This window comes from Rhodococcus sp. PBTS 1, from assembly GCF_001620025.1.
GTDB classification, from domain to species: domain Bacteria; phylum Actinomycetota; class Actinomycetes; order Mycobacteriales; family Mycobacteriaceae; genus Rhodococcoides; species Rhodococcoides kroppenstedtii.
The window spans coordinates 151,373-171,801 of sequence record NZ_CP015219.1 but is presented as its reverse complement, the minus strand read 5'-3'; the positions used below and the strand labels follow the sequence as shown (position 1 = coordinate 171,801).

The window sequence follows — 20,429 nt, the reverse complement described above, 5'->3', positions numbered from 1 at the left end:
CGGCCGGGGGTGCGGCTCACGCGACCGCCGCGTGCCACGCCGCACCCCCGTCGCGCAGGCGACGAGCAAGAATCACCGCGGCCGCGGCCACCGACACGCAGGTGGTCGCGGTGATCGCCCACCCCGTCGTCGCGGGTGTCGACGACGCCAGTCCGAGCAGCACGGACGACGCCACCGCCGTGACGAGCAGGTCCACGAAGATCGGGCGCGCCGCCGGGCCCCGCGTGGTCGGCGCGCGCCACCCGGCCCGCAGGGCACACCCGACGAAGACCGCGATCACGACGACGCCGCTCGCCACCCCGTCGGTGCGTCCGATCGCCACGGCCGCAGCGATCGCGCACGGCGCCGCGAGCACCGACGCCACCGCGGCGCGCGCGGACAGGTAGCGCCGCAGACCGTCGGGCACGGTCACGATGGCGCCGACCGTTTCGGGGCACGTCCAGACACAGTGGGCGAGGCCCGTGGTCGCGAGCACCGCGGGAACGGCCAGGACCGACACCAGTTCGGTTCCGGTCAGCGCGGCCGCCCCGACGCCCGCCGTGGCCACAGCGGGCGGGAACACCTCGCCCCACCGCCGCGACCGGACCAGCTCGATCACGACGGCCCGCATCACGGGGAATCTGCCCCACCGCACCTCGCCGGGCACCTCGGTCCCTCCGTCGTCAACACTGCTCAACACGGCGTCGGTACGGCGGATCGCGACGGCCGTCACGATCGTCGCTGCCACCACGGAAACCGGAATCGCCATCACGGGGCCCCTGGCACCCGCCGCGGTGACGACCCCCGCGCCGACCGCCAGGACGAGGCGCGGCGCGCGGCCGGGCAGCAATGCCGCGACGGCCGTCACGGCCCGGATCGACACCGCCGCGCCCGCGACGATCACGGGGACCGCCGACCCGAGCGAGACCGAGGCCCCGGCGCCCGCACCGAGCACCACCGCCGGGCCGCCGCGCACAGCCGCCCACAGCCGCGCCGTCACCGCACCTGCGACGAACGCCCGGCCGGAGATCGGCACGCCACGAAGATACTGCGGCAGAACGAAATTCGGCGCCGGCGGGAACGTCGATCCGGCGAGGGCGGACCACCACGGCCACGCCGCGACCGTCAGCAGCGTGAGACGGACGGCGTCCGACGACGGGATCCTGACCGTGACAAGCACCGCCGTCGTCAGCGCCGCGGCCACGAATTCGGCCGCGAACCACGCCACACTGCGGGCGATCGGGCGACGTGCCCCGGGGTGGTGCGCGGCGACGATCGCCGCGGCGGCGGTCACCGTCATGTCGTGTCCGCGTCGGGGCTCGACCCCGACTCACCGAGCCGAAGGATTTTCGTCGCGACGTCGGTGGTGCGCTCGGCGCGGTGCGTGCAGAGCACCACCGCGCCGCCGCGCCGTCGGACGCCCTCGATCTGCCGGGTGACGACGTCCATGGAGTCCTCGTCGAGGGCCTCGAACGGTTCGTCGAGGATCACGAGGGCCGGCCGGTGCAGCACTGCGGCCGCCACGCCGACCTTCTTCCGCTCTCCAGTCGACAAGGAGGCAATCGGCGTCGCGGCACACGCGCCGAGGCCGAACGCGTCCGGCGCCGTCTCCCGTACCCCACGCAGTCGAGCCAGCAACCGCAGGAACTCGACGGTCGTGAGGGCGCCGGGTGCCGAGAGGCTCGCCGCGGCGTAACCGATTCCATTGCGATCACCGCCCGCCGCCTCGGTGACGGCAGGCCCGTACGCGACGGCCCCCGGTTCGGACCGCCGCAGTCCCGCCAGGGTGCGCAGCACGGTCGACTTCCCCGTCCCGTTCGGACCCGTCACGGCGACGACGTCACCGGGCCGGGCAGTCAGGTCGAGGCCGCGAACGAGCGTGCGCGTGCCCACCCGCAGCGTCAGGTCCCGGACGGCCAGCACGACGGTCTCGTCGAACCGGGGCCCCGGCTCCCGCGTCACCGGATCATCGCGGATCGGACGGCCGCCACCCGATCCGCGTAGGCCCGCCGCTCACGGTCCGTGCGGACCGGGGTCCATGGGTCGCGGCTGCGCACCGTGACCCGCACCCCGTCGCCCGACGCGGTCGCCCGCACCTCGACCGGGAAGCGGGACGCCACGAGACGGACGCCCAGCAGCCGATACAGCACGACGCTGCCGAGACGGAGCTGGATCTCACCGTCCCGGACGATGAGACGGTGACCGCCGGTGAGGGCGGCCAATCGGTCCGCCGCGACGTCGAGACCGACGCGGACCGTCCACGTGACCGGCTCGCAGTCCGTCGGCACGGCGCTCAGAAGTCGCCCGCCCGGTGACGCTGGTTCAGACGGACACCCAGCGCCCCCACCACGAACGGAATCACCACGGTCAGTACCGTTTCCATCAGAACAACCCTCCCAACACGCCGCCTACTGCTCCGGCCACAAGTCCACCCGTCGCACCGGTGAGGGCACCCGGGCCACAGCCCACTCCACCCGCCGCGGCCCCGGTGACGCACCCACCCACCGCGCCCGCAGCGGCGCCCTTCGATCCACCGCTGGTGATCTGCGAATACACGCCCGATCCGACGCAGCCCCCGTCGTCGTTGCTCAGAATGCACCCGGCCGCGGTGTACTCGGGGACGGTGTACTCGGCCGATGGTGCCTGCGCGATCGCTGGCGGTGTCACCGTTTCGGCGGACGCGGTGCCCGCGGCGACCGTACTCCACACACCGAACGCGATCGCGGCGACGGTGAGACCACCGCCGAGGGTCGATCGTCGTCGTGCCTGCATGGTTCCTCCTGTCGTCGTATGCCTGACGCCGGCGCGATCGTGCGCCCGGCAGCACCGACGCTACGAACGAAAAGTGCTGCACCACAATGACATGCACGCACGTTCGGAGTTTCCCGACATCGGCGCACGGCGTCGCTGCGGTAGGGTCCGCCCATGGGGACGCACGTCGTGGTGGTGGGGGCCGGACTGTCGGGACTGACGGCGGCCCGAGAGCTGAGCAGGCGCGGAATCGCCGTGACGGTGTTGGAGGCAGCGGACCGTACGGGTGGCAAAGTTCTCGGCCGGACGATCGGTGGCGCGCACGTCGATCTCGGCGCCCACTGGGTGGGCGGGTCGCAGGACGCGGTGCTCACCCTCGCCGCGGAGCTCGGCATCGCGACAGCCGCCGAGCCGCTGCCGAACCGCCGGTCCCGGCAGATCTTCGCCACCGCGGACCGGGTGCGGCGGCACGCGCTCGAGCTGCCGCTGCTGCCGCCGCGCGACCTCGCGGCGGTGGGCGTCGGGGTGGCCCGCCTCGCCCTCGCGGTGCGGCGGGACCGGCCCAGCCCGCTCGAGACCGCGCTGCCCCTCACCGAACGGTGGTTCCGCACCCCCGTCGCGCAGGGCGTCGCCCTGACGTTCTTCCGCCTGATCTTCGGGGCGGACCCGGATCAGGTCCCCGCACAGGCGGTCCTGGACTACCTCGCCGCCGCGGACGGGCTGCGGTCCATCGCGTCGGTGCGGGACGGTGCGCAGGAACGCTTCTTCGTCGACGGGACCACCGCCCTGATCGACGCGGTGGCCGCGGGTATCCGCGGTGACGTCGTCACGGGCGCCCCCGTTCGTCGGATCGAGCACGACGACGACGGTGTCACCGTCCACGCCGACGGCCGGACGGTGCGCGCGTCGCACGTGGTGCTCGCGCTTCCGCTACCCGAAGTTCCGGCCGTCGAGTTCGATCCTCCACTCCCGGAGGTGATTCGACTACGCCTCACCCACAGCCGGATGGGCGAGTACGCCAAGACGGTGGCCGTCTACGACCGGCCCTGGTGGCGCGGCGCGGGACTCACCGGGACCGCTCTGCTGACGTCCGGCCCACTGCAGATGGTGGTGGACGGCCACCCGGACCGGTCCGACGTCGGGGTTCTGGTCGCGTTCAGCGGCGGCCGCGCAGCAGCGGAGCTCTTCGCCCGACCCGACCGGCGGGACATCGTGCTCCGCGAACTCGTCCGCCTCTACGGGGACGCCGCAGCCCGGCCCCGCGAGACGGCGGACATCACCTGGTCCGCCGAGCCGTGGCTGCGCGGCGCTCCCACCGCCCTGCCCCCGTCGGGCGGGCGGTTCCGGGCCGCCGACCTCGAGTCCGAGCGGATCCGTTGGGCCGGAACCGATCTGGCGGACCGGTGGCCGGGTTACCTCGACGGTGCGGTGCGGGCCGGCCGCGCCGCGGTGGCCGGGATCTAGCGGTCGAGCAGGCGGCGCGGTGCCGCGGTGCGCCGAATCGCGGGCGCCACCGGACGGCCGCGCAGCAGGCCGTCGACCGTCCCGGCCTCGAGCGCGCGGCGATACACCTCGGCGGCGCCGCGGACGGCGTCCACGGTGTGGTCGACGTCCTCGTCCGTGTGCGCCGCGGACACCACGAACGACTGCCCGAGCACGCCACGGAGAATCAGCTCCTGCAGGAACAACGTTCGGAAGGCCTGGGAGGGAGCACCGTCGGCGTCGGCGGTGGTGAAGACGAGGCAGCTCGGTCGGCCCTGGACGCGGACGTGGTCGCCGATGCCCGCCTCGGTGCACGCGTCCGTCACGGCCCCGGCGAGTCGCGCGCCCGCCCGCTCCATCGCCGCCACCGGATCCTCCGTCTCGTAGGTCCGGACGACGGCGCGGAAGGCGGCCAGCCCCAACGTTTCCGGCCCGTGCGTGGTGGACAGGAGGAACACGCGATCGGCATCGGTGTCCAGCCCGCCGAGCTGCATGAGGTCGCGTCGACCGGCGAGTGCCGAGATCGGGACACCGTTGCCCATCGCCTTGCCCCAGCAGGAGAGATCCGGGGTCACGCCGTACACGGACTGCGCACCCGCCGCCGACCACCGGAATCCGGTGATCATCTCGTCGAACACCAGCACCGCACCGTGCCGATCGCACAGGGCACGAACAGATTCCAGGTACCCCGGCTCCGGTTCGGCCAACGCGCCGGCCGCTTCCATCACCACGCACGCGACGTCGTGCTCGGTGAGCAGCCGATCGAGCGTGTCCGCGTCGTTGTACGGAAATCGGTGCACCACGCTCGCCGGGATGCCGGCGTTCATCTCGGTGGTACCGATGAACCAGTCGTCCACCGAGAAGAACGGCTGCCGGCACACGGCGATGTCGGTGCGGCCGGTCGCCGCGCGGGCCAAGCGCACCGCCGCGGTGGTGGTGTCCGAGCCGTTCTTCGCGAACTTCACCATCTCGGCCGTGGGAACCGTTCGTAGGAAGTCCTCCGCCGCAGCCACTTCCAGGGCCGTGGGGCGGGAGAAGTTGGTCCCCGCCGCGACGGCCTCGGTCACCGCGGCCACCACCCCGGGGTGCCCGTGGCCGAGGGTCACCGAGCGCAGACCCATGCCGTACTCGACGTAGCACCGCTCGTCCACGTCCCACACGCGGGCACCCGCGCCGCGGGTCAGCACCGGAGCCAGTCCTTCCGGGTACTGGTCCGAGCCGCGGGCGTAGGTGTGGGCGCCGCCGGGTACGAGGCGGTGCAGTCGGTCCTGCAGTTCCGTGGAACGGGGGAGAGTCATCGGGACACCTCGCGGGTCGTCGGGACGGGCGGGGCGCCGGGTGAATTCGGGTGGGTCGGGGCGACCGCCGGGGTGGAGGGGGGCCGGGGCGACCGCAGTGCCGTGACGACGAACCAGGTGGCGACCGCCCACTCGGACACCAGCACCCCCAGAACCATCGTCAGGACGGATCCGGTGACGGCGGTGATCGCCAGGGCAGTGCCCGCCGTGGCGACGCCGACGACGGCGCCCGTGAGCACCGTCGACGTCCGCCGCCGCGCGGGCAGCACGGCCGTGGTCACGTACGAGGTCAGCGTCGTGGCCGGCAGGATCCACGCCATGATGCGCAGGAGGTCCACGGCCTGCTCGAACCCGGAACCGTAGACGACGCGCACGGCCAGGGGCGCCGCCACGGTGATCGCCGCGGCCGCGACGACGGCCACCGCGACGCAGCCCACCGCGCCGCGGTGGACGCGGCGGTCGAAGTCGGCGTCGCCGCTGCGCCGCACCATGCGGGGCAGCAGGGCGAATCCGATGGGGTCGAGCACCGACTGCCCGGCGCGCACCAGGCGGTCCGCGGCCGAGAACACGCCCAGCGACGCCGCGTTCAGCACCGCCGAGTAGGCGGCGGCCCCGCCCTGCCCGTACCCGGTGAGCAGCAGCCGGGACGCGAGAACCGGTGCGGCCGTGCGCAGGACCGACCCGACGGCGACAGTCGGTTGCAGTCGCCCGATGCGGCGCTCGGCGTCGATCCAGGTCGCCGCGACGGTGACCGACGACGACGCACCGAGACAGGCGAGCGCGACCTCCGGCGTCGGGAACCGCGGCAGGGCGAGCAGCAGGATCACCAGATAGGTGACCCGACCGGCGGCCTGATAGGCCGTCGAGGCACCGAAACGTCCGTGGCCGATCAGCAGCCAGTCCTCCGACAACGACCAGATGCCGCCCGCCACCGCCCCCACCAGCAGCATGCGCGGAGCGCCGTGCAGGCCGGCGGACCACCCGACGGCGAGCGCGACCACCAACGCCCCGAAGATCGCGGTGCGGACCACGGCGTAGGCACCGCGCACACGCGGGAGGTCCGCATCGTGCACCCGAGCCGAGAAGTACTGCGTGGCACCGAGATCGACCAGGACCGACCCCAGGAAGTAGGCCGACATACCCACCGCGACCAGCCCGACCCCTTCGGCGCCGAGCAGTCGGGCCGTCAGCGGCAGGGTGATCAGAGTGACGAGGAACTGCCCGTACGTGCCGAAGCCGACGAGCAGGACGTCGCGAAGCAGTCGCACCGTCAGCGCCGCCGCAGTCCGCGGATCACCGCTCCCGCGCGCACCTGCACCCGCGTGAGCACGGCACCGAGGATCCGTCGATCCCCGGCCACCACGTCGCTCGGCCGCACGTAGTCCGGCATCTCCCGCGCCAGACGATGATGCATGCGCATCGACTCGCTGAGCTTGCTGTAGCTCGACGTGCGGCTGCACAGATTGAACGTCGAGTCCCGCCAGGCGGCGTCCACCGTGTCGACGCCGTGGAAGTCACCGAACGCGCCCATGCGTGCGAACAGATCGACGTCCATCGGGAAGACCAGATCACCGCGGAATCCGCCCACGCGGTCGTAGAGGTCCCGCCGGAACATCGTGGCCGCGGTGGGTCCGAACTCCGCCGGCCCACGCCGCACGATCACCCCGGCCAGGTCCTTGCCGGGCCGGCGGCCGAGCAGGCCGGGCAGCCCCAGCCCGGTCTCCTTGACCGCGCCGTCCTCGTCGATCACCTCGAACCGCGAGGACACCACCGACACCGCCGGGTCGTCCAGCACGGCCTGCTGCCCGGCGAGCGCGCCGGGACGCAGCACGTCGTCCGCGCAGACCACCTTGACCAGTCGCCCGGTCGATCGCCGGACCACGGCGTTCCAGTTGTCCCCGATCGACAACAGCCGACGGTTGCGCTCCACGCGCACCCGCGGATCGTCGAACGAGCGGGCGATCTCACCGGTGTCGTCGGTGCTGGCGTTGTCGAGCACCAGCACTTCCATGTCGACGTCCTCGGCGAGAACCGAACGCAGAGTGGTGCCCAGCGTTCGACCCGCCTGGTAGGCGGGGATACAGACCGACAGCGGTGCGGTCATGCGCGTCGTCCTTCCGTGAGGAGGGCGAGGTCGACGAACGCCACGTCCGGATGCGCGGCGGAGACCTCGGCGAGCAGATCCGGAACGGTGACGACGACGCGGTCCGGCCGGGTCGTCGCCAACCAGTCGGGACCGACGATCGGCACGGTCGTCCCCGGCATGCGCCGACCCCACTTCGCGGGAGAGGCGTCGACCGTCGCCCGAATCGTGGACGAGTCGACACCCGCCAGCGCGAACAGGGCCACCGCGCGGGACGCCGCGCCGTAGGCGGCGACCGACACCCCGGCGGACGCGGCGTCGTCGACCGCCCGACGCAGCGCCGACACCTCGTCGATCAGGGCGTCGCCCAGCCCGGCCAGCGCGGCCGGATCGGTCACGCCGAGCAGCTGCTCGTCGGCCAGCACGCGGCGAGCGCACGCGAGATCGGCGCCCACGGCGCGCACGTCGGCGTCGATCGGTCGAGCCGTGACCAGCAGCGTGCCGCCGTACAGCTCGGACTCCCAGCAGCCGGTCGGCACGAGCCCCGCGGCGTAGAGCGCCCGCTGCAGGGCGGTGAGCGACCAGTAGGCGAAGTGGCCGTGCCGCACCGACGTCCACTGACGCTGTCGCAGGATGGTGCCGAGCGAATGGATCTGCAGCACCAACACCCCGCCGGGCGCGAGCCGAGCCGACCGTTCCCGGAGAGCCGCAGCCTGATCCGCCTCGTGCATGAGGCCGAGACCGTCGACGATCAGGGTCGCCTTCGCGTCGTCCGCGGAGGCCGGGAGCGCGTCGCGCACGCCGCGGGCTCGCAGGCCCGGCAGCCAGGATCCACCGTGCGGGCTGCCGTATTCCCGCACGACTGTCGTCTCGGTGAGCCAGCCGCGCGCCGCGATCTCCTCGACGGCTCGCTCGCCGGCAATACGCACCGCGTCCGGCTCGACCCCCCGGGGCTCGTCCGCCGTCGTGTCGTCGCCGGGCAGCTGGGCCAGACCGCACGCGGTGCACAGAGCGAGCTGCAGGACGTGCCGCGGATCCGTCTCGGGGTCGGTCTCCGCGGGCGGGAAGTGATCGGCGGCCGGCACCGTCCCGAGATCGAGCACCGTCGTGGGGTCCGCCGCGCCGCAGACTCGGCAGAACGCGGTCACGACGCGACCGTTCGGTCGACCCGGGTCAGACTGGAGACATGCGCGTCGTCACCACGCCCCTGCCGGACGTCCTGGTCTTCCTGCCCACTCCCCACCGCGACGATCGCGGCTTCTTCACGCGGACCTTCGACACGGCGATCTTCGACGCCGCCGTCGCGGAACACACCGGCCTGTCCGTCCGGGCGGCGGACTTCCGCCAGGATTCCCAATCCCGTTCCGCCGGCGGCGTTCTCCGGGGACTGCACGGTCGCGGCGGCCGCGGCGAGACCAAGCTGGTGCGGTGCGCTCACGGCGCCGTGCAGGACGTCGTGGTCGACGCGCGGCCCGACTCCCCCGCCCGCGGCCGGTCTCACACCGTCGTGCTCGACGACGTCGAGTTCGCGCACCTGCTGGTGCCACCGGGTTTTCTGCACGGGTTCCTCACGCTGAGCGACACCGCGGACGTCTGCTACCGCATCGACCGGCCGCACGATCCCACCGAGGACGTCGGGGTGCGCTGGGACGATCCGGAGCTCGCGATCGATTGGCGCGCCGCACCCGAGTCGCTCAGCGCCCGCGATGCGGCGGCCGGCTCGTGGGCGGATCTGCTCGCGCGCTGACCGGTGCGGCCTCGGGTCAGCCATGGCGCGCCGCCATCGCGGTGCGATGCAATGTCGCCGCGGCGGTGCGATGCAAGGTCGCGTCGAGTTCGCCGACGCGCTGGAGTTCGGTGATGCGCGCCAGACGCGTGAAGCGGTTCGACAGAGCGTCCGCCGTGAGACCGTGGCGCCGGTACGACTCGGCCAACTCCACCGCGCCGTCGCGAATGCCCCAGTGGGCCACGAACTCCGGCAGGATCTGCCGCGCCGCGGAGAAGTCCACCCGGTACGAGCGCGGGTCCGCTCCGTACTCGCCGGTGATCACCACCTCCGCACCCGTCACCTCGGCGACCGTCTCCGCGATCTGCGCGACGGTGACGTTGTTGGCCTCGGTCCCGATGTTCAGCGCCCGACCCCGCACCCGCGCTGCAGGCGCCTCGAGAGCCGCGGCGAACGCGGCCGCGATGTCGCGCGCGTGCACCAGCGGACGCCACGGGGTGCCGTCGGACTTCACCACCACCCGGCCGGTGAGCACGGCCGACGCCGTGAGGTCGTTGACCACGATGTCCGCCCGCAGTCGAGGCGAGAAGCCGAACGCCGTGGCGTTGCGCAGGAACACCGGCGTGAAACCCTCGTCGGCCAGCGCAGCGACGTCGTCCTCGACGCGCACCTTGCTCACCGCGTACGGCGTGAGCGGACGCAGCGGGGCGTCCTCGGTGACGGCGTCCGCGCCGGCGGCGCCGTACACCGAGCAGGTCGACGCGTACAGGAATCGCTCCACCCCGGCGTCCTTGGCCGCGCGCGCGAGCCGCACGGACGCATGGTGATTGATGTCGTGCGTGATGTCCGGCGCCAGCGTGCCGAGGGGGTCGTTGGACAACGCCGCGAGATGGACGACGGCGTCGAATCCCCGAAGGTGGTCGACGGTCACGTCCCGCAGATCGAGCCGCAGCACGTCGGGTTCCGCCGGCGCCGGGCCGAGGACACAGTCGGCGAACCAGCCCGTGTCGAGACCGACCACGGTGTGACCGCGTTCGATGAGCAGCGGCACCATGACCGTGCCGAGATACCCCTGATGTCCGGTGACGAGTACGTGCATTACCGCTCCACCTCGAAATGTCCTGCGCCGCCGACGGTCAGCAGCATCTTCTCCACGACGAATCCCTCCGCGTACCGGCTACGGCACTGCACGCCCCGGAGCCGCGCCACCGCGAGGAAGGTCTCGTCGTCGTACCAGTCGTGGCCGTGCTGCGAGCGGTAGTGCGCCGCCAGCAGCTCGACCTTGCGCCGAGCCACGCTGTCCTGCAACGGAATCAGGACCGGAGTGCTCGGCAGGTCCGATTCCCACTTGACGATCTCGTAGCCCAACACCAGATGATTCCGGAACGTGGTGGGCACCAGTTCCGCGAGCAGGCGGTGATCCTGGTGCGCGTCCGCACGCTGGGGGGCGAGCACCAGGTCCGGCTCGCACGTGCGTCGGAACGCCTCGAGGCCCTCCTTCACCGTGTTCCAGTGCTGCGGTGACCGCCCGTCCGGCACGCCGAGCACCGTGAGGTGCACCGTGGCGCCGGAACAGAAGTCCGCCAACGCGGCCCGTTCCTCGTCCTCACGGTCGGTTCCGCCGCCGGTGAGCACCAGGGCGTGGACCTCGGTGACCGACGACGCGCAGAGCGTCAACAGGGTGCCGCCCGCGCCGATCGCGATGTCGTCGGGATGGGCGCCCACCACGGCCACCGATCGAATCGGCCCCGGTGAGAGCGTGATCATGCGACGTCGGCGGACGCCCGTGCGGATCGCTCCCACACGGCCCACGGGCGGATGCCGCGTCCGTAGTCGAGGTCGAGTTCCGCGCGCTCCTTGAACGTGTCGGCGGGCTTCCAGAAGCCGTCGTGGCGGTAGCCGAACAGCTCCCCCCGGCCGGCGAGCGCCATGCACGCGTCGCCCACCAGATCGCCGCCCGGTGGGATGTGGTCGAACACGGCCTGGCTGAGGACGAAATATCCGCCGTTCTCCCAGATCGGGAATCGGCTGACCGGCACGATCTCCTTGATCTCGCCGGCCTCCGACACGTCCACGCAGTGGAAACTCGACTGCGGCGGCACCACCAACATCGACGCCACCGCACCCGACGCGTGGTACTTCTCGATCATCGTGTCGAGCGGGGCGTCGGTCAGCACGTCCGAGTAGTTGGCCAGGAAGTACTCGTCGTCCCCGAGGTGCTCGCGCACCCGGCGCAGACGCTCGCCGATCGGCGACTCGACACCCGTGTCGACGAACGTGATCGACCAGTCGCTCATGTCGGTGGCCAGCAGCTCCACCTTGCCGTCGCGCAGCACGAAGTCGTTGGACTCCTCCTCGTGGTAGTCGAGGAAGAACTGCTTGATGGCCGCGGCGCCGTAGCCCAGGCACAGGACGAACTCCGTGTGCCCGTAGTGCGCGTAGTACTTCATGATGTGCCAGAGCAGGGGTCGCGGACCGACCATCTGCAGGGGCTTGGGGATGGTGTCCCCGTCCCCGTTGCGCATCCGCATGCCGTATCCGCCGCAGAACAGAACGACCTTCATGACAGTGCCTCCACGGGCTCGTCGGTGGGCAGGGTGACGCGGGAGAGATCGGCGGTGTGCAGGGTCGGCAGCGGGAAGACCACCCGGCCGCCCCACTCGCCGACGTATCGCAGTTGGTCGGTGAGCTCGCGCTCGAGGTTCCACGGCAGCACCAGCACCACGTCGGGGCGGTCGGCCGCGATCCGATCCGGATGGTGGATCGGGATGCGGGTGCCCGGGGTGAAGCGGCCGTGCTTGTACGGGTTCCGGTCGACGGTGTACTCGAGCAGGTCGGGGCGGACGCCGCAGTAGTTGAGGAGCGTGTTGCCCTTGCCCGGTGCGCCGTAGCCGACCACGCGCTCGCCCCGACGACGGCACTCCAGCAGGAACCCCAGTACGGCGGCGCGGGCATCGCGGGCGGCGGACTCGAGGCCGCGGTAACCCTCCACCGCGTGCAGACCGGCCCGTCGCTCCTCCGCCAGGATCTCCAGGGTGCGCTCACTGGGCGGGCCGGCGTTCGCGGACGGTGTCGCCCACAGGCGGATCGATCCACCGTGCGTCGGCAGCGACTCGACGTCGATCACCGTCAGGTCGCCCTTCTCCAGGGCGCGCATGGCCGTGAGCACCGTCCAGTACTGGAAGTGCTCGTGGTAGACGGTGTCGAACTGCGCCTCGGCCACGAGCTTCAGTGCGTGGTGCACCTCGATGGAGACGAGCCCGTCGTCCGCCACCAGCGTGCGCAGCCCCTCGGTGAAACCGCGGACGTCGGGAATGTGGGCGTAGACGTTGTTGGCCACCACCAACGACGCGGGCCCGTGGTCCGCCCGCACTCGGGCGGCGGTCTCCGGGTTCAGGAACGCCGTCTCGGTGGGGACCCCCGCGTCGCGTGCCGCGGCACCGACGTTGACGCTGGGTTCGATTCCCAGACACCGGATTCCACGCTCGACGACGTGCCGGAGCAAGTAGCCGTCGTTGCTGGCCACCTCCACCACGAAGGCGTCGTCGCGCACCCCGAGGGCCATCCGCTCGGCCGCCTCGTCGACGAAACGGCAAGCGTGCTCGACCCAACTCGACGAGAAGGACGAGAAGTACGCGTACTCGGTGAAGGTGTCGTCCGGGCTGACCAGGGCAGGGATCTGCACCAGCAGACAGTCGCGGCAGACGCGGACGTGGAGGGGGTAGGTGGGCTCGGGATCGTCGAGGCGGTCCGCCGTGAGGAACGATTCGCACGGCGGGGTGGCACCCAGGTCGAGGACGCTCTCGAGGTCACGCGACCCGCAGAGGCGACACAGCACTTTCGGCACTCCTTCGGGACGGCAGTCGGTGGCTTCTCACGACACGTGCCGGCCCGGCGTCGTGACCCGGACCCGTTCGCATCCCCCGACGCCGTAACGAACCGCTTGACTGCATTTGTACGATTTGTACGCATTCTGCCACAGAAACAGGTTATGCGCCCGGTTTCGCGTCGAAGAACCGTCCGAACGGATGACGAAAACAGACCGAACGCGCTGGTGAGGGGTCACGACGATCGCGCCGAGGACGCGTGAGTACGCCCGGTTCGCGACGTGCCGATCTCACTCCTCGGGGGTGTGCAGTCCCGCCCGCTCGTCCCGCTCCGCCCACTCGACCAAGGGCCGGAGGTCGTACACCGCGTCGTCGATTCCCGCGTGAAGGTCGCCCAGCTCGGCGAACCGCGCCGGCACCGTGTGCATCGTGAAGTCGTCGGGCGAGACATCGGGAATCTCGTCCCACCGGACCGGCGTCGACACCGTCGCCCGCTCGGTGCCGCGCACCGAGTACGCACACGCGATGGTGTGATCGCGGGCGTTCTGATTGAAGTCCAGGAAGACCTTCGACGGGTCCCGGTCCTTGCGCCACCACGTCGTCGTCACGTCGTCGGGAGCACGTCGTTCCACCTCGCGGGCGAATGCCAATGCGGCCCGACGCACGTCGCCGAATCCCCAGTCCGGCCGAATCCGCACGTAGACGTGCAGCCCGTGACCACCGGAAGTCTTCGGCCAGCCCACGGCGCCGAGCTCGTCCAGCACCTCGTGGACCACCCCCGCCACCCGCCGCACCCGGTCGAACGAGCACTCGGGCATGGGATCGAGGTCGATCCGCCACTCGTCGGGGCTCTCCACGTCCGCCCGACGGCTGTTCCACGGATGGAACTCGACGGTGGACATCTGCACCGCCCAGATCACGTGCGCCAACTCGGTCACGCAGAGCTCGTCCGCGGTGCGGTTGTACCGCGGGAACGTCACCCGCACCGTCTCCATCCAGTCCGGGGCACCGCGGGGCAACCGCTTCTGGTGCACCTTCTCGCCCGCGAGGCCGTCGGGAAATCGGTGCAGCATGCAGGGACGCTCGCGCAGCGCGGTGACGATGCCGTCGCCCACCGACAGGTAGTACTCCACGAGGTCGCGCTTGGTGGCCCCGCTGGCCGGGAAGTAGACACGATCGGGATTGGACACCCGCACCGTGCGGCCGCCCACCTCGAACTCGATCGCCGGAGACGCCGCCATCGCCCGAGCCTAGGTCAGCGACTCGTCGAGAGCACGAATCGCGTCCGCGAACCGGCCGGGCAGTTCCTGCGGCGGGTTGTGGCCGCAGTCCAGTTCGCGCACGTCGACGAGGTGCGTGAAGTGCCGGGCGTGATCGAGAGTCCCGTAAAGCGCGGCGACGGTGTCCTCCGTGGGATCGAGCACCACCGTAGGAACGTCGATCGACGGACCCGCCGCCAGGCGCTCCTGCGTCGCCACGTACGCCGGGTCCCCCTCGGCCATCCCGTGCCGGTGCCGATAGCTGTGCACGACGACGTCCACGAAGTCCGGATTGTCGAACGACGATGCCGTGGCGGCGAATTCGGAGTCGCCGAACCGCCACGTCGGCGACCAGTCCGTCCACAACGTCTGGGCGATCTCGGCACGGTAGGCGGTCAATCCCGCCCGACCCCGCTCCGAATGGAGGTAGTACTGATACCAGTACCGCTTCTCCAGGTGCGGTGGTGCCGGCGTCGCGAGTGCGCCCGCCTGGATCAGATAGCCGGACGCGCTGACCAGGCCCGACACCTCGTCGGGCCACAGCGCGGCCACCGCGCACGCGGCCCGGCCGCCCCAGTCGTAGCCCGCCACGATCGGGCGGTCCAAACCCAGGGCGGCGATCAGCTCTCGCAGGTCGTGCGCCAGCGCCGCCTGCTCCCCGGAGCGCGGGGTGGCGTCGTCCAGGAACCGGGTGGCGCCGAAGCCGCGCAGGTACGGGACCACGACGTCGTGACCGGACTCGGCGAGGAGGCGGGCCACGTCGTCGTACGAGCGGGTGTCGTAGGGAAAGCCGTGGAGCAGGACCACCGGCCGGCCCGACGGATCGCCGTACCGGTCGAACGCGATGTCGAGGACGCCCGCAGCCACCATGCTCGTCACCATTCCCCGCGGCCCGCGGCGGCAACCACGGCGACGCAGTGCTCGGTGAAGCGGGCGCGGTCGACGGGCAGGTCACCGTCCAGGAACGCGGTGAAGAGCGAGGTCAGCGCGCCCACCACGGCGGTGGCCGTCAGCGTTCTGGTCGCGGCGTCCGTCTCCCTCGGCAGCTGCGCCTCCACGAGAGCCACGAAGTGCGGCACGGTGCGCGTGCCGATGCGGCCGAGCGCGCTGTCGCCGAACGGGGCGGACAGCAGCACGCGCCCGTACTCGGGGCGGTCCAGCACCAGGTCGGTGAAGGCGTGCACCGCGCGGCGAGCCCGCTCCGACGGCCGTCGCGCCCGACCGACCGCGAAGACCAGTGCTTGCTGCGCCCGGTCGGCGACCAGGGCGTAGACCTCCCGCACGAAGGCATCGCGGTCGGCGAAGTTCTCGTAGAAGTACCGCTCGGTGAGGCCCGCGCGCGAACAGACGGCACGCACACTCACCGACGGCCCCTCGGCCGCCCCGAGCAGCTCCACGCCCGCGGCCCGCAGCGCCTCACGTCGGCGCGCGCGTCTCGCCTCCAGGTCCACCCTCGTCCTCACCGTTGACGGCCGTGCGCCCCGACTCTACGGTGACAACATGTGTAGTCAGCCGCTCGGGCCGGACTCGCTCACGTGGCGGTACTTCGGCGATTGGCGCGGCATGCTGCAGGGGCCCTGGGCCGGGTCGATGCAGAACATGCACCCCGGCCTCGGCGCCGCGGTCACCGAACACTCCACCTTCGAACTCGAGCGGTGGGAGCGGGTCATGCGCTCGCTCTACCCCATCGGCGGCGTGGTCTTCGACGGTGCACGTGCGGCCGACACAGCAGCCCGAATACGCCGGTACCACAACGACATCGGGGGTGTCGACGCACAGGGTCGCCGCTACCACGCCCTCGACCCCGACACCTTCTACTGGGCCCACGCGACCTTCTACGTCGGCACGCTGCGCACCGCGGAGTGCTTCATGGGCGGACTCACCGAGGCGCAGCACGAGCAGCTCTTCGCCGAACACCGGCAGTGGTACGCCCTGTACGGCATGAGCATGCGCCCCGTCCCCGCCACCCGCGCGGACTTCCAACGCTACTGGGACCACATGTGCCGCGAGGTGCTCGAGGACACGCCCGCGGCCCGCGTGGTGCTGGACCTCTCCGAGCTCCCGCGCCCACCGTTCCTGCCCTGGCTGCCGGCCCGCGTGTGGGCCCTGCTGCGGCCGGCCGTCGCGCGGTCCGCCGTGCGTCTAACCGTCGGGCTCTACGACCCCTCGGTCCGAGAATTGTTGGGCTACAGTTGGTCCGCGGCGGACGAGCGCTGGTTCCGCCGCGTCTGCCGTGCCGTCGAGCTGGTCTTTCGCCTCGTCCCCGCCCGCCGTCGCCTGCACCCCCGCGCCCGAGCCGGTGTCGACCGCGCCGCCGGGCGGCTCCCCGCCGACGCCCCCCTGCCCGAGACCCCGGACCGCAACCTCCCCCTGCCGGACCGGCGGGACAGCCCCCGGCACTACGTTCCCGGCCGCTGACCGCGCGAGTTCTCCCGCAGAATTGTCACCGGTTCCGCGGATTCGCGGACCGCGCCCCGATCGTGTGGCAGAACTCGCGTGTAGTCCGCGGCACGCAACCCCCTCTGCTGCGCCCCGGGGACAGTGGTCGCACCATCCCCGGGCTCCGACACGAGCGGCCTCGCGCCCCGAGCGCCGCAGCACACTTCGGTCATGGGGGTCGTCACCAGAGCTCAACTCGTCGCCGGAGGGCTGCATCAATCCACCGTCCACCGGCGGGTGGCCAGGGGGACGTTGCACCGCCTGCTCCCCGGGGTGTACTCCACCGAGCCTCCCGATTATCGCGGACGCTGCGAAGCAGTCGTCCTCTGGAAGCCGGACGCCGTCCTCAGCCACGACACCGCCGCCTGGTGGTGGGGCCTGGTGGACGACGAACCCGACCTGGTCCACGCCACCGTTCCCCCGTCCGGGACGGCGGGTGGACCGCCGTGGGTCCGCATTCACCGACGCCTCCTGACCGACGTTCGACTGCTCGGTGACACTCCCCTCGTGTCTCCGGAGCACGCGATCCTCGATCTGGCGACCACTCGTAGCCGACGGGATTTTCAGAAGATCATCGACCGGGCGCTCAGCCTGAAGATTCAGTGGCGCACACTGGCCGCCCTGTGCGACGAGGCCCGCGGCAAGGCCGGAATGCGGGTCCTGCGTGAGGAACTCCGACGCGCCTGCCCGGGAACGCTGTCCGAAGCCGAGCGGCTACTGGCGCGAACCCTCTCGGCCCGGTCCTTCCGAATGGAGATCAACGCCGCCGTCGGCCCGTTCTACGGAGACCTCGTCTGCCGACGAGCCCGCGTGATCGTGGAAGTGGACGGACGCGAATTCCACACTGCGGCCGCGGTGTTCACCAGCGACCGGAAACGTCAGAACGCCCTCGTGCTCGACGGGTGGTTGGTGCTGAGGTACTCGGTCGCGACCGTGTTGGCGACCCCCGATGCGGTCGCCGACGAGGTCATGGCCGTCGTGCGGCGGCGCCGGTCGCTGGCGCGTGGCTGATGCCACCTCGGGCGCGAGTTTTCCCACACGATCGGGCCCGGGCCCGCGGATCCGCAGATTCACACACGATCGTGCGGCAGAACTCGCGCCCTCGCCATCCCCACCCGGGTGTACCGCGCCCGGGCGAAGAACTCACCACACACACGCCGACGCCCGGCCCACCGCGAAGGTGGACCGGGCGTCGAACGAGTGGAGCAGGACTCAGAAGTCCATGCCGCCCATGCCGCCGGTCGGATCGCCCGCGGGCGCTCCGGCCTTCTCCGGCTTGTCGGCGACGACGGCCTCGGTGGTGAGGAACAGAGCCGCGATCGACGCTGCGTTCTGCAGGGCCGAGCGGGTGACCTTGACCGGGTCGTTGATGCCGGCAGCGAGCAGGTCCTCGTACTCGTTGGTCGCGGCGTTGAGGCCGTGGCCGGTGGGGAGGTTGCGGACCTTCTCCGCGACGACGCCGGGCTCGAGGCCGGCGTTGAACGCGATCTGCTTCAGCGGTGCCTCGAGGGCGACGCGCACGATGTTGGCACCGGTGGCCTCGTCACCCGAGAGGGTGAGTCCGTCCAGAGCCGGCGACGACTGCAGCAGAGCCACGCCACCACCGGCGACGATGCCCTCCTCGACGGCGGCCTTGGCGTTGCGCACGGCATCCTCGATGCGGTGCTTGCGCTCCTTGAGCTCGACCTCGGTGGCAGCACCGGCCTTGATGACGGCGACGCCGCCGGCCAGCTTGGCCAGACGCTCCTGCAGCTTCTCGCGGTCGTAGTCCGAGTCGGAGTTCTCGATCTCCGAGCGGATCTGCGCGACGCGACCGGCGATGGCGTCGGCGTCGCCGGCACCCTCGACGATGGTGGTCTCGTCCTTGGTGACGACGACCTTGCGAGCCTGGCCGAGCAGCTCGAGTCCGGCTCCCTCGAGGGACAGGCCGACCTCTTCGCTGATGACCTCGCCACCGGTGAGGATGGCGATGTCGGCGAGCTGAGCCTTGCGGCGGTCACCGAAGCCCGGGGCCTTGACGGCGACGGACTTGAAGGTGCCGCGGATCTTGTTGACCACGAGGGTGGACAGGGCCTCGCCCTCGACGTCCTCGGCGACGATCAGCAGCGGCTTGCCGGACTGGATGACCTTCTCCAGCAGCGGCAGCAGGTCCTTGACCGTGGAGACCTTGGAGCTGACCAGGAGGATGTAGGGATCCTCGAGGACGGCTTCCTGACGCTCGGCGTCGGTGACGAAGTAGCCCGAGATGTAGCCCTTGTCGAAGCGCATGCCCTCGGTGAGCTCGAGCTGCAGGCCGAAGGTGTTGGACTCCTCGACCGTGATGACGCCTTCCTTGCCGACCTTGTCCATGGCCTCGGCGATGAGCTCGCCGATGGACGCGTCGCCCGCGGAGATACCGGCGGTAGCAGCGATCTGCTCCTTGGTGTCGATCTCCTTGGCGGACTTCAGCAGGGACTCGGTGACGGCGGCGACGGCGGACTCGATGCCACGCTTGAGGCCGAGCGGGTTCGCGCCGGCCGCGACGTTGCGCAGGCCTTCGCGGACGAGTGCCTGAGCGAGGACGGTCGCGGTGGTGGTTCCGTCACCGGCGACGTCGTCGGTCTTCTTGGCGACTTCCTTGACCAGCTCGGCGCCGATCTTCTCGTACGGGTCCTCGAGCTCGATCTCCTTGGCGATGGAAACGCCGTCGTTGGTGATCGTGGGGGCGCCCCACTTCTTCTCGAGCACGACGTTGCGACCCTTGGGGCCCAACGTCACCTTGACTGCGTCGGCGAGGCTGTTCAGCCCACGCTCGAGGCCACGACGTGCCTCTTCGTCGAACGCGATGATCTTGGCCATTGCGAAGTGATCCTCCGGATTGGGGGTGACACGCGAAGCGACCGCGGTTGGGGCCGCTCCAATTCCAATTCCGGCCGAGTCGGTGCCCGCGACGGACGACCAGGGGTGTCGACGATTCCCGATCTCACCTCTTCGACCTGGCACTCACACTACACGAGTGCCAGGCCCGATTCTGGCACTCGACCCTGCCGAGTGCAAGCCCTCGAGGCGCCGTCAGAATCCGGCGACGCAGGCCCGCCCGGTCGAGAGGTCCAGCGCGAAGGAGTTGAGGCCGGCGCAGTTCACACCCGTCTCGGTCGACGCGCTCGCGCCGCCGCCGTAGCCCGCCACGGCGATGGCCGTCCCACCGTTCGAGGCCGCCGACCGACTGATGCCGCCGCCGAGCGCGAACGCGTAGGACGTGCCGGCGCCGGAGACCGCACTGAGCGCCGTACCGAAGCCGGTGGCCGTCGCGTTCGCCGCGCCGCCGTCGGCGACGGAGACCGCGGTGCCGCTGTCGCTCGCGTCCGACCGCGCGACGCCCGGCGCGGTGGCCTTGGCCCCGCAGCTCGCCGTCCCGTCGACGCGAATGTCGTTGGCGGACGGGGGCGAGACGCACGTGACGGGAGCCGCGACGGCGGTCGAGGTGCCGAGCACCGCACCGAAGGACAGGACGGCCGAGGTGGCGGCGACGGCAGCGGCGGCGCGGCGGACGCGGGAGGAACGGGCGGACGAGAAGGCAGCGAACAGCGTCACGAAGTACTCCTG

21 protein-coding genes are annotated in these 20,429 nt (G+C 71.4%); 4 read left to right on the top strand and 17 right to left on the bottom strand.

Annotated features, from left to right (window positions below; genetic code table 11):
• Positions 1–16 precede the first annotated feature (16 nt).
• The 4 genes from A3Q40_RS00815 to A3Q40_RS00800 form a co-directional block, all read right to left on the bottom strand.
• Positions 17–1,279 (bottom strand): hypothetical protein, encoded by a 1,263-nt coding sequence (locus A3Q40_RS00815; RefSeq protein WP_068099387.1) that lies wholly within the window; start codon positions 1,277–1,279, stop codon positions 17–19.
• The gene (locus A3Q40_RS00810; RefSeq protein WP_068099386.1) at positions 1,276–1,941 is read right to left on the bottom strand and encodes an ABC transporter ATP-binding protein; all 666 of its coding nucleotides are present in this window, start codon (positions 1,939–1,941) and stop codon (positions 1,276–1,278) included. Before A3Q40_RS00810 ends, A3Q40_RS00815 begins: the two co-directional genes overlap by 4 nt.
• Positions 1,938–2,267, bottom strand: coding sequence for a hypothetical protein (locus A3Q40_RS00805; protein WP_068099385.1), 330 nt, complete (start codon positions 2,265–2,267; stop codon positions 1,938–1,940). The genes A3Q40_RS00810 and A3Q40_RS00805 overlap by 4 nt, the downstream gene beginning before the upstream one ends.
• A gap of 94 nt (positions 2,268–2,361) precedes the next feature.
• On the bottom strand, positions 2,362–2,751 hold the full coding sequence (locus A3Q40_RS00800; protein ID WP_068099384.1) for a hypothetical protein: 390 nt from the start codon (positions 2,749–2,751) through the stop codon (positions 2,362–2,364).
• Between the two features lie 153 nt (positions 2,752–2,904).
• On the opposite strand from A3Q40_RS00800, the gene A3Q40_RS00795 reads away from it, so the two are divergent.
• Entirely contained in the window at positions 2,905–4,194 is a 1,290-nt protein-coding gene (locus A3Q40_RS00795; RefSeq protein WP_068099383.1) for a flavin monoamine oxidase family protein, read from the top strand.
• Here the strand turns inward: A3Q40_RS00795 and A3Q40_RS00790 are convergent.
• From A3Q40_RS00790 to A3Q40_RS00775, 4 genes are read right to left on the bottom strand one after another with little or no spacing between them, the layout of a single operon-like run.
• Entirely contained in the window at positions 4,191–5,510 is a 1,320-nt protein-coding gene (locus tag A3Q40_RS00790; RefSeq protein WP_068099382.1) for a glutamate-1-semialdehyde 2,1-aminomutase, read from the bottom strand. The two genes, A3Q40_RS00795 and A3Q40_RS00790, sit on opposite strands and share 4 nt — an antisense overlap.
• Positions 5,507–6,778 (bottom strand): lipopolysaccharide biosynthesis protein, encoded by a 1,272-nt coding sequence (locus A3Q40_RS00785; protein ID WP_068099381.1) that lies wholly within the window; start codon positions 6,776–6,778, stop codon positions 5,507–5,509. The genes A3Q40_RS00790 and A3Q40_RS00785 overlap by 4 nt, the downstream gene beginning before the upstream one ends.
• Positions 6,779–6,780: 2 nt before the next feature.
• Positions 6,781–7,614 carry a glycosyltransferase family 2 protein gene (locus A3Q40_RS00780; protein ID WP_068099380.1) on the bottom strand — a complete coding sequence of 278 codons (834 nt, stop codon included), beginning with the start codon at positions 7,612–7,614 and terminating at the stop codon, positions 6,781–6,783.
• Positions 7,611–8,741 carry a class I SAM-dependent methyltransferase gene (locus A3Q40_RS00775; RefSeq protein WP_068099379.1) on the bottom strand — a complete coding sequence of 377 codons (1,131 nt, stop codon included), beginning with the start codon at positions 8,739–8,741 and terminating at the stop codon, positions 7,611–7,613. Before A3Q40_RS00775 ends, A3Q40_RS00780 begins: the two co-directional genes overlap by 4 nt.
• A 38-nt stretch (positions 8,742–8,779) precedes the next feature.
• Between A3Q40_RS00775 and A3Q40_RS00770 the strand changes: the two genes are divergently transcribed.
• Complete coding sequence (locus tag A3Q40_RS00770) at positions 8,780–9,340, top strand: dTDP-4-dehydrorhamnose 3,5-epimerase family protein (protein WP_068099378.1); 561 nt, start codon at positions 8,780–8,782, stop codon at positions 9,338–9,340.
• A 16-nt stretch (positions 9,341–9,356) separates the two neighbouring features.
• On the opposite strand, the gene A3Q40_RS00765 is transcribed toward A3Q40_RS00770, so the two are convergent.
• The 7 genes from A3Q40_RS00765 to A3Q40_RS20000 form a co-directional block, all read right to left on the bottom strand.
• On the bottom strand, positions 9,357–10,418 hold the full coding sequence (locus A3Q40_RS00765; RefSeq protein WP_068099377.1) for an NAD-dependent epimerase/dehydratase family protein: 1,062 nt from the start codon (positions 10,416–10,418) through the stop codon (positions 9,357–9,359).
• A complete protein-coding gene (locus A3Q40_RS00760) occupies positions 10,418–11,086 on the bottom strand; it encodes a PIG-L deacetylase family protein (RefSeq protein ID WP_068104806.1) in 669 nt (222 codons plus the stop codon). Before A3Q40_RS00760 ends, A3Q40_RS00765 begins: the two co-directional genes overlap by 1 nt.
• Positions 11,083–11,883, bottom strand: coding sequence for a glucose-1-phosphate cytidylyltransferase (locus A3Q40_RS00755; RefSeq protein WP_068099376.1), 801 nt, complete (start codon positions 11,881–11,883; stop codon positions 11,083–11,085). The genes A3Q40_RS00760 and A3Q40_RS00755 overlap by 4 nt, the downstream gene beginning before the upstream one ends.
• Positions 11,880–13,157: a class I SAM-dependent methyltransferase gene (locus tag A3Q40_RS00750; RefSeq protein ID WP_068104805.1), complete on the bottom strand. Its 1,278-nt coding sequence runs from the start codon at positions 13,155–13,157 to the stop codon at positions 11,880–11,882. Before A3Q40_RS00750 ends, A3Q40_RS00755 begins: the two co-directional genes overlap by 4 nt.
• Positions 13,158–13,436: 279 nt before the next feature.
• Positions 13,437–14,387, bottom strand: a complete 951-nt coding sequence (gene ligD, locus A3Q40_RS00745) for a non-homologous end-joining DNA ligase (RefSeq protein ID WP_068099375.1) — start codon at positions 14,385–14,387, stop codon at positions 13,437–13,439.
• Between the two features lie 9 nt (positions 14,388–14,396).
• On the bottom strand, positions 14,397–15,275 hold the full coding sequence (locus A3Q40_RS20005) for an alpha/beta fold hydrolase (protein ID WP_201132910.1): 879 nt from the start codon (positions 15,273–15,275) through the stop codon (positions 14,397–14,399).
• Between the two features lie 5 nt (positions 15,276–15,280).
• Positions 15,281–15,856, bottom strand: a complete 576-nt coding sequence (locus tag A3Q40_RS20000) for a TetR/AcrR family transcriptional regulator (RefSeq protein WP_068099373.1) — start codon at positions 15,854–15,856, stop codon at positions 15,281–15,283.
• Positions 15,857–15,905: 49 nt separating this feature from the next.
• Between A3Q40_RS20000 and A3Q40_RS00730 the strand changes: the two genes are divergently transcribed.
• Together A3Q40_RS00730 and A3Q40_RS00725 are read left to right on the top strand one after the other, a co-directional pair.
• On the top strand, positions 15,906–16,823 hold the full coding sequence (locus tag A3Q40_RS00730) for an oxygenase MpaB family protein (RefSeq protein WP_068099372.1): 918 nt from the start codon (positions 15,906–15,908) through the stop codon (positions 16,821–16,823).
• Between the two features lie 192 nt (positions 16,824–17,015).
• On the top strand, positions 17,016–17,855 hold the full coding sequence (locus A3Q40_RS00725) for a DUF559 domain-containing protein (RefSeq protein ID WP_068099371.1): 840 nt from the start codon (positions 17,016–17,018) through the stop codon (positions 17,853–17,855).
• A 201-nt stretch (positions 17,856–18,056) separates the two neighbouring features.
• Here A3Q40_RS00725 and groL read toward each other — a convergent pair whose 3' ends face one another.
• Both groL and A3Q40_RS00715 read right to left on the bottom strand, forming a co-directional pair.
• Positions 18,057–19,682 (bottom strand): chaperonin GroEL, encoded by a 1,626-nt coding sequence (groL, locus tag A3Q40_RS00720; protein ID WP_068099370.1) that lies wholly within the window; start codon positions 19,680–19,682, stop codon positions 18,057–18,059.
• Positions 19,683–19,895: 213 nt separating this feature from the next.
• Positions 19,896–20,417: a DUF6764 family protein gene (locus A3Q40_RS00715; protein WP_069972883.1), complete on the bottom strand. Its 522-nt coding sequence runs from the start codon at positions 20,415–20,417 to the stop codon at positions 19,896–19,898.
• Positions 20,418–20,429: the final 12 nt, after the last annotated feature.

Bases quoted from the DNA above. Each gene is read 5' to 3' on its own strand.
- A3Q40_RS20005 (WP_201132910.1), bottom strand. From the start codon at position 15,275: ATGGTGGCTGCGGGCGTCCTCGACATCGCGTTCGACCGGTACGGCGAT.
- A3Q40_RS00765 (WP_068099377.1), bottom strand. From the start codon at position 10,418: ATGCACGTACTCGTCACCGGACATCAGGGGTATCTCGGCACGGTCATG.
- A3Q40_RS00800 (WP_068099384.1), bottom strand. From the start codon at position 2,751: ATGCAGGCACGACGACGATCGACCCTCGGCGGTGGTCTCACCGTCGCC.
- A3Q40_RS00795 (WP_068099383.1), top strand. From the start codon at position 2,905: ATGGGGACGCACGTCGTGGTGGTGGGGGCCGGACTGTCGGGACTGACG.
- A3Q40_RS00770 (WP_068099378.1), top strand. From the start codon at position 8,780: ATGCGCGTCGTCACCACGCCCCTGCCGGACGTCCTGGTCTTCCTGCCC.
- A3Q40_RS00790 (WP_068099382.1), bottom strand. From the start codon at position 5,510: ATGACTCTCCCCCGTTCCACGGAACTGCAGGACCGACTGCACCGCCTC.
- A3Q40_RS00815 (WP_068099387.1), bottom strand. From the start codon at position 1,279: ATGACGGTGACCGCCGCCGCGGCGATCGTCGCCGCGCACCACCCCGGG.
- A3Q40_RS00730 (WP_068099372.1), top strand. From the start codon at position 15,906: ATGTGTAGTCAGCCGCTCGGGCCGGACTCGCTCACGTGGCGGTACTTC.
- groL (WP_068099370.1), bottom strand. From the start codon at position 19,682: ATGGCCAAGATCATCGCGTTCGACGAAGAGGCACGTCGTGGCCTCGAG.
- A3Q40_RS00760 (WP_068104806.1), bottom strand. From the start codon at position 11,086: ATGATCACGCTCTCACCGGGGCCGATTCGATCGGTGGCCGTGGTGGGC.
- A3Q40_RS00780 (WP_068099380.1), bottom strand. From the start codon at position 7,614: ATGACCGCACCGCTGTCGGTCTGTATCCCCGCCTACCAGGCGGGTCGA.
- A3Q40_RS00755 (WP_068099376.1), bottom strand. From the start codon at position 11,883: ATGAAGGTCGTTCTGTTCTGCGGCGGATACGGCATGCGGATGCGCAAC.
- ligD (WP_068099375.1), bottom strand. From the start codon at position 14,387: ATGGCGGCGTCTCCGGCGATCGAGTTCGAGGTGGGCGGCCGCACGGTG.
- A3Q40_RS00725 (WP_068099371.1), top strand. From the start codon at position 17,016: ATGGGGGTCGTCACCAGAGCTCAACTCGTCGCCGGAGGGCTGCATCAA.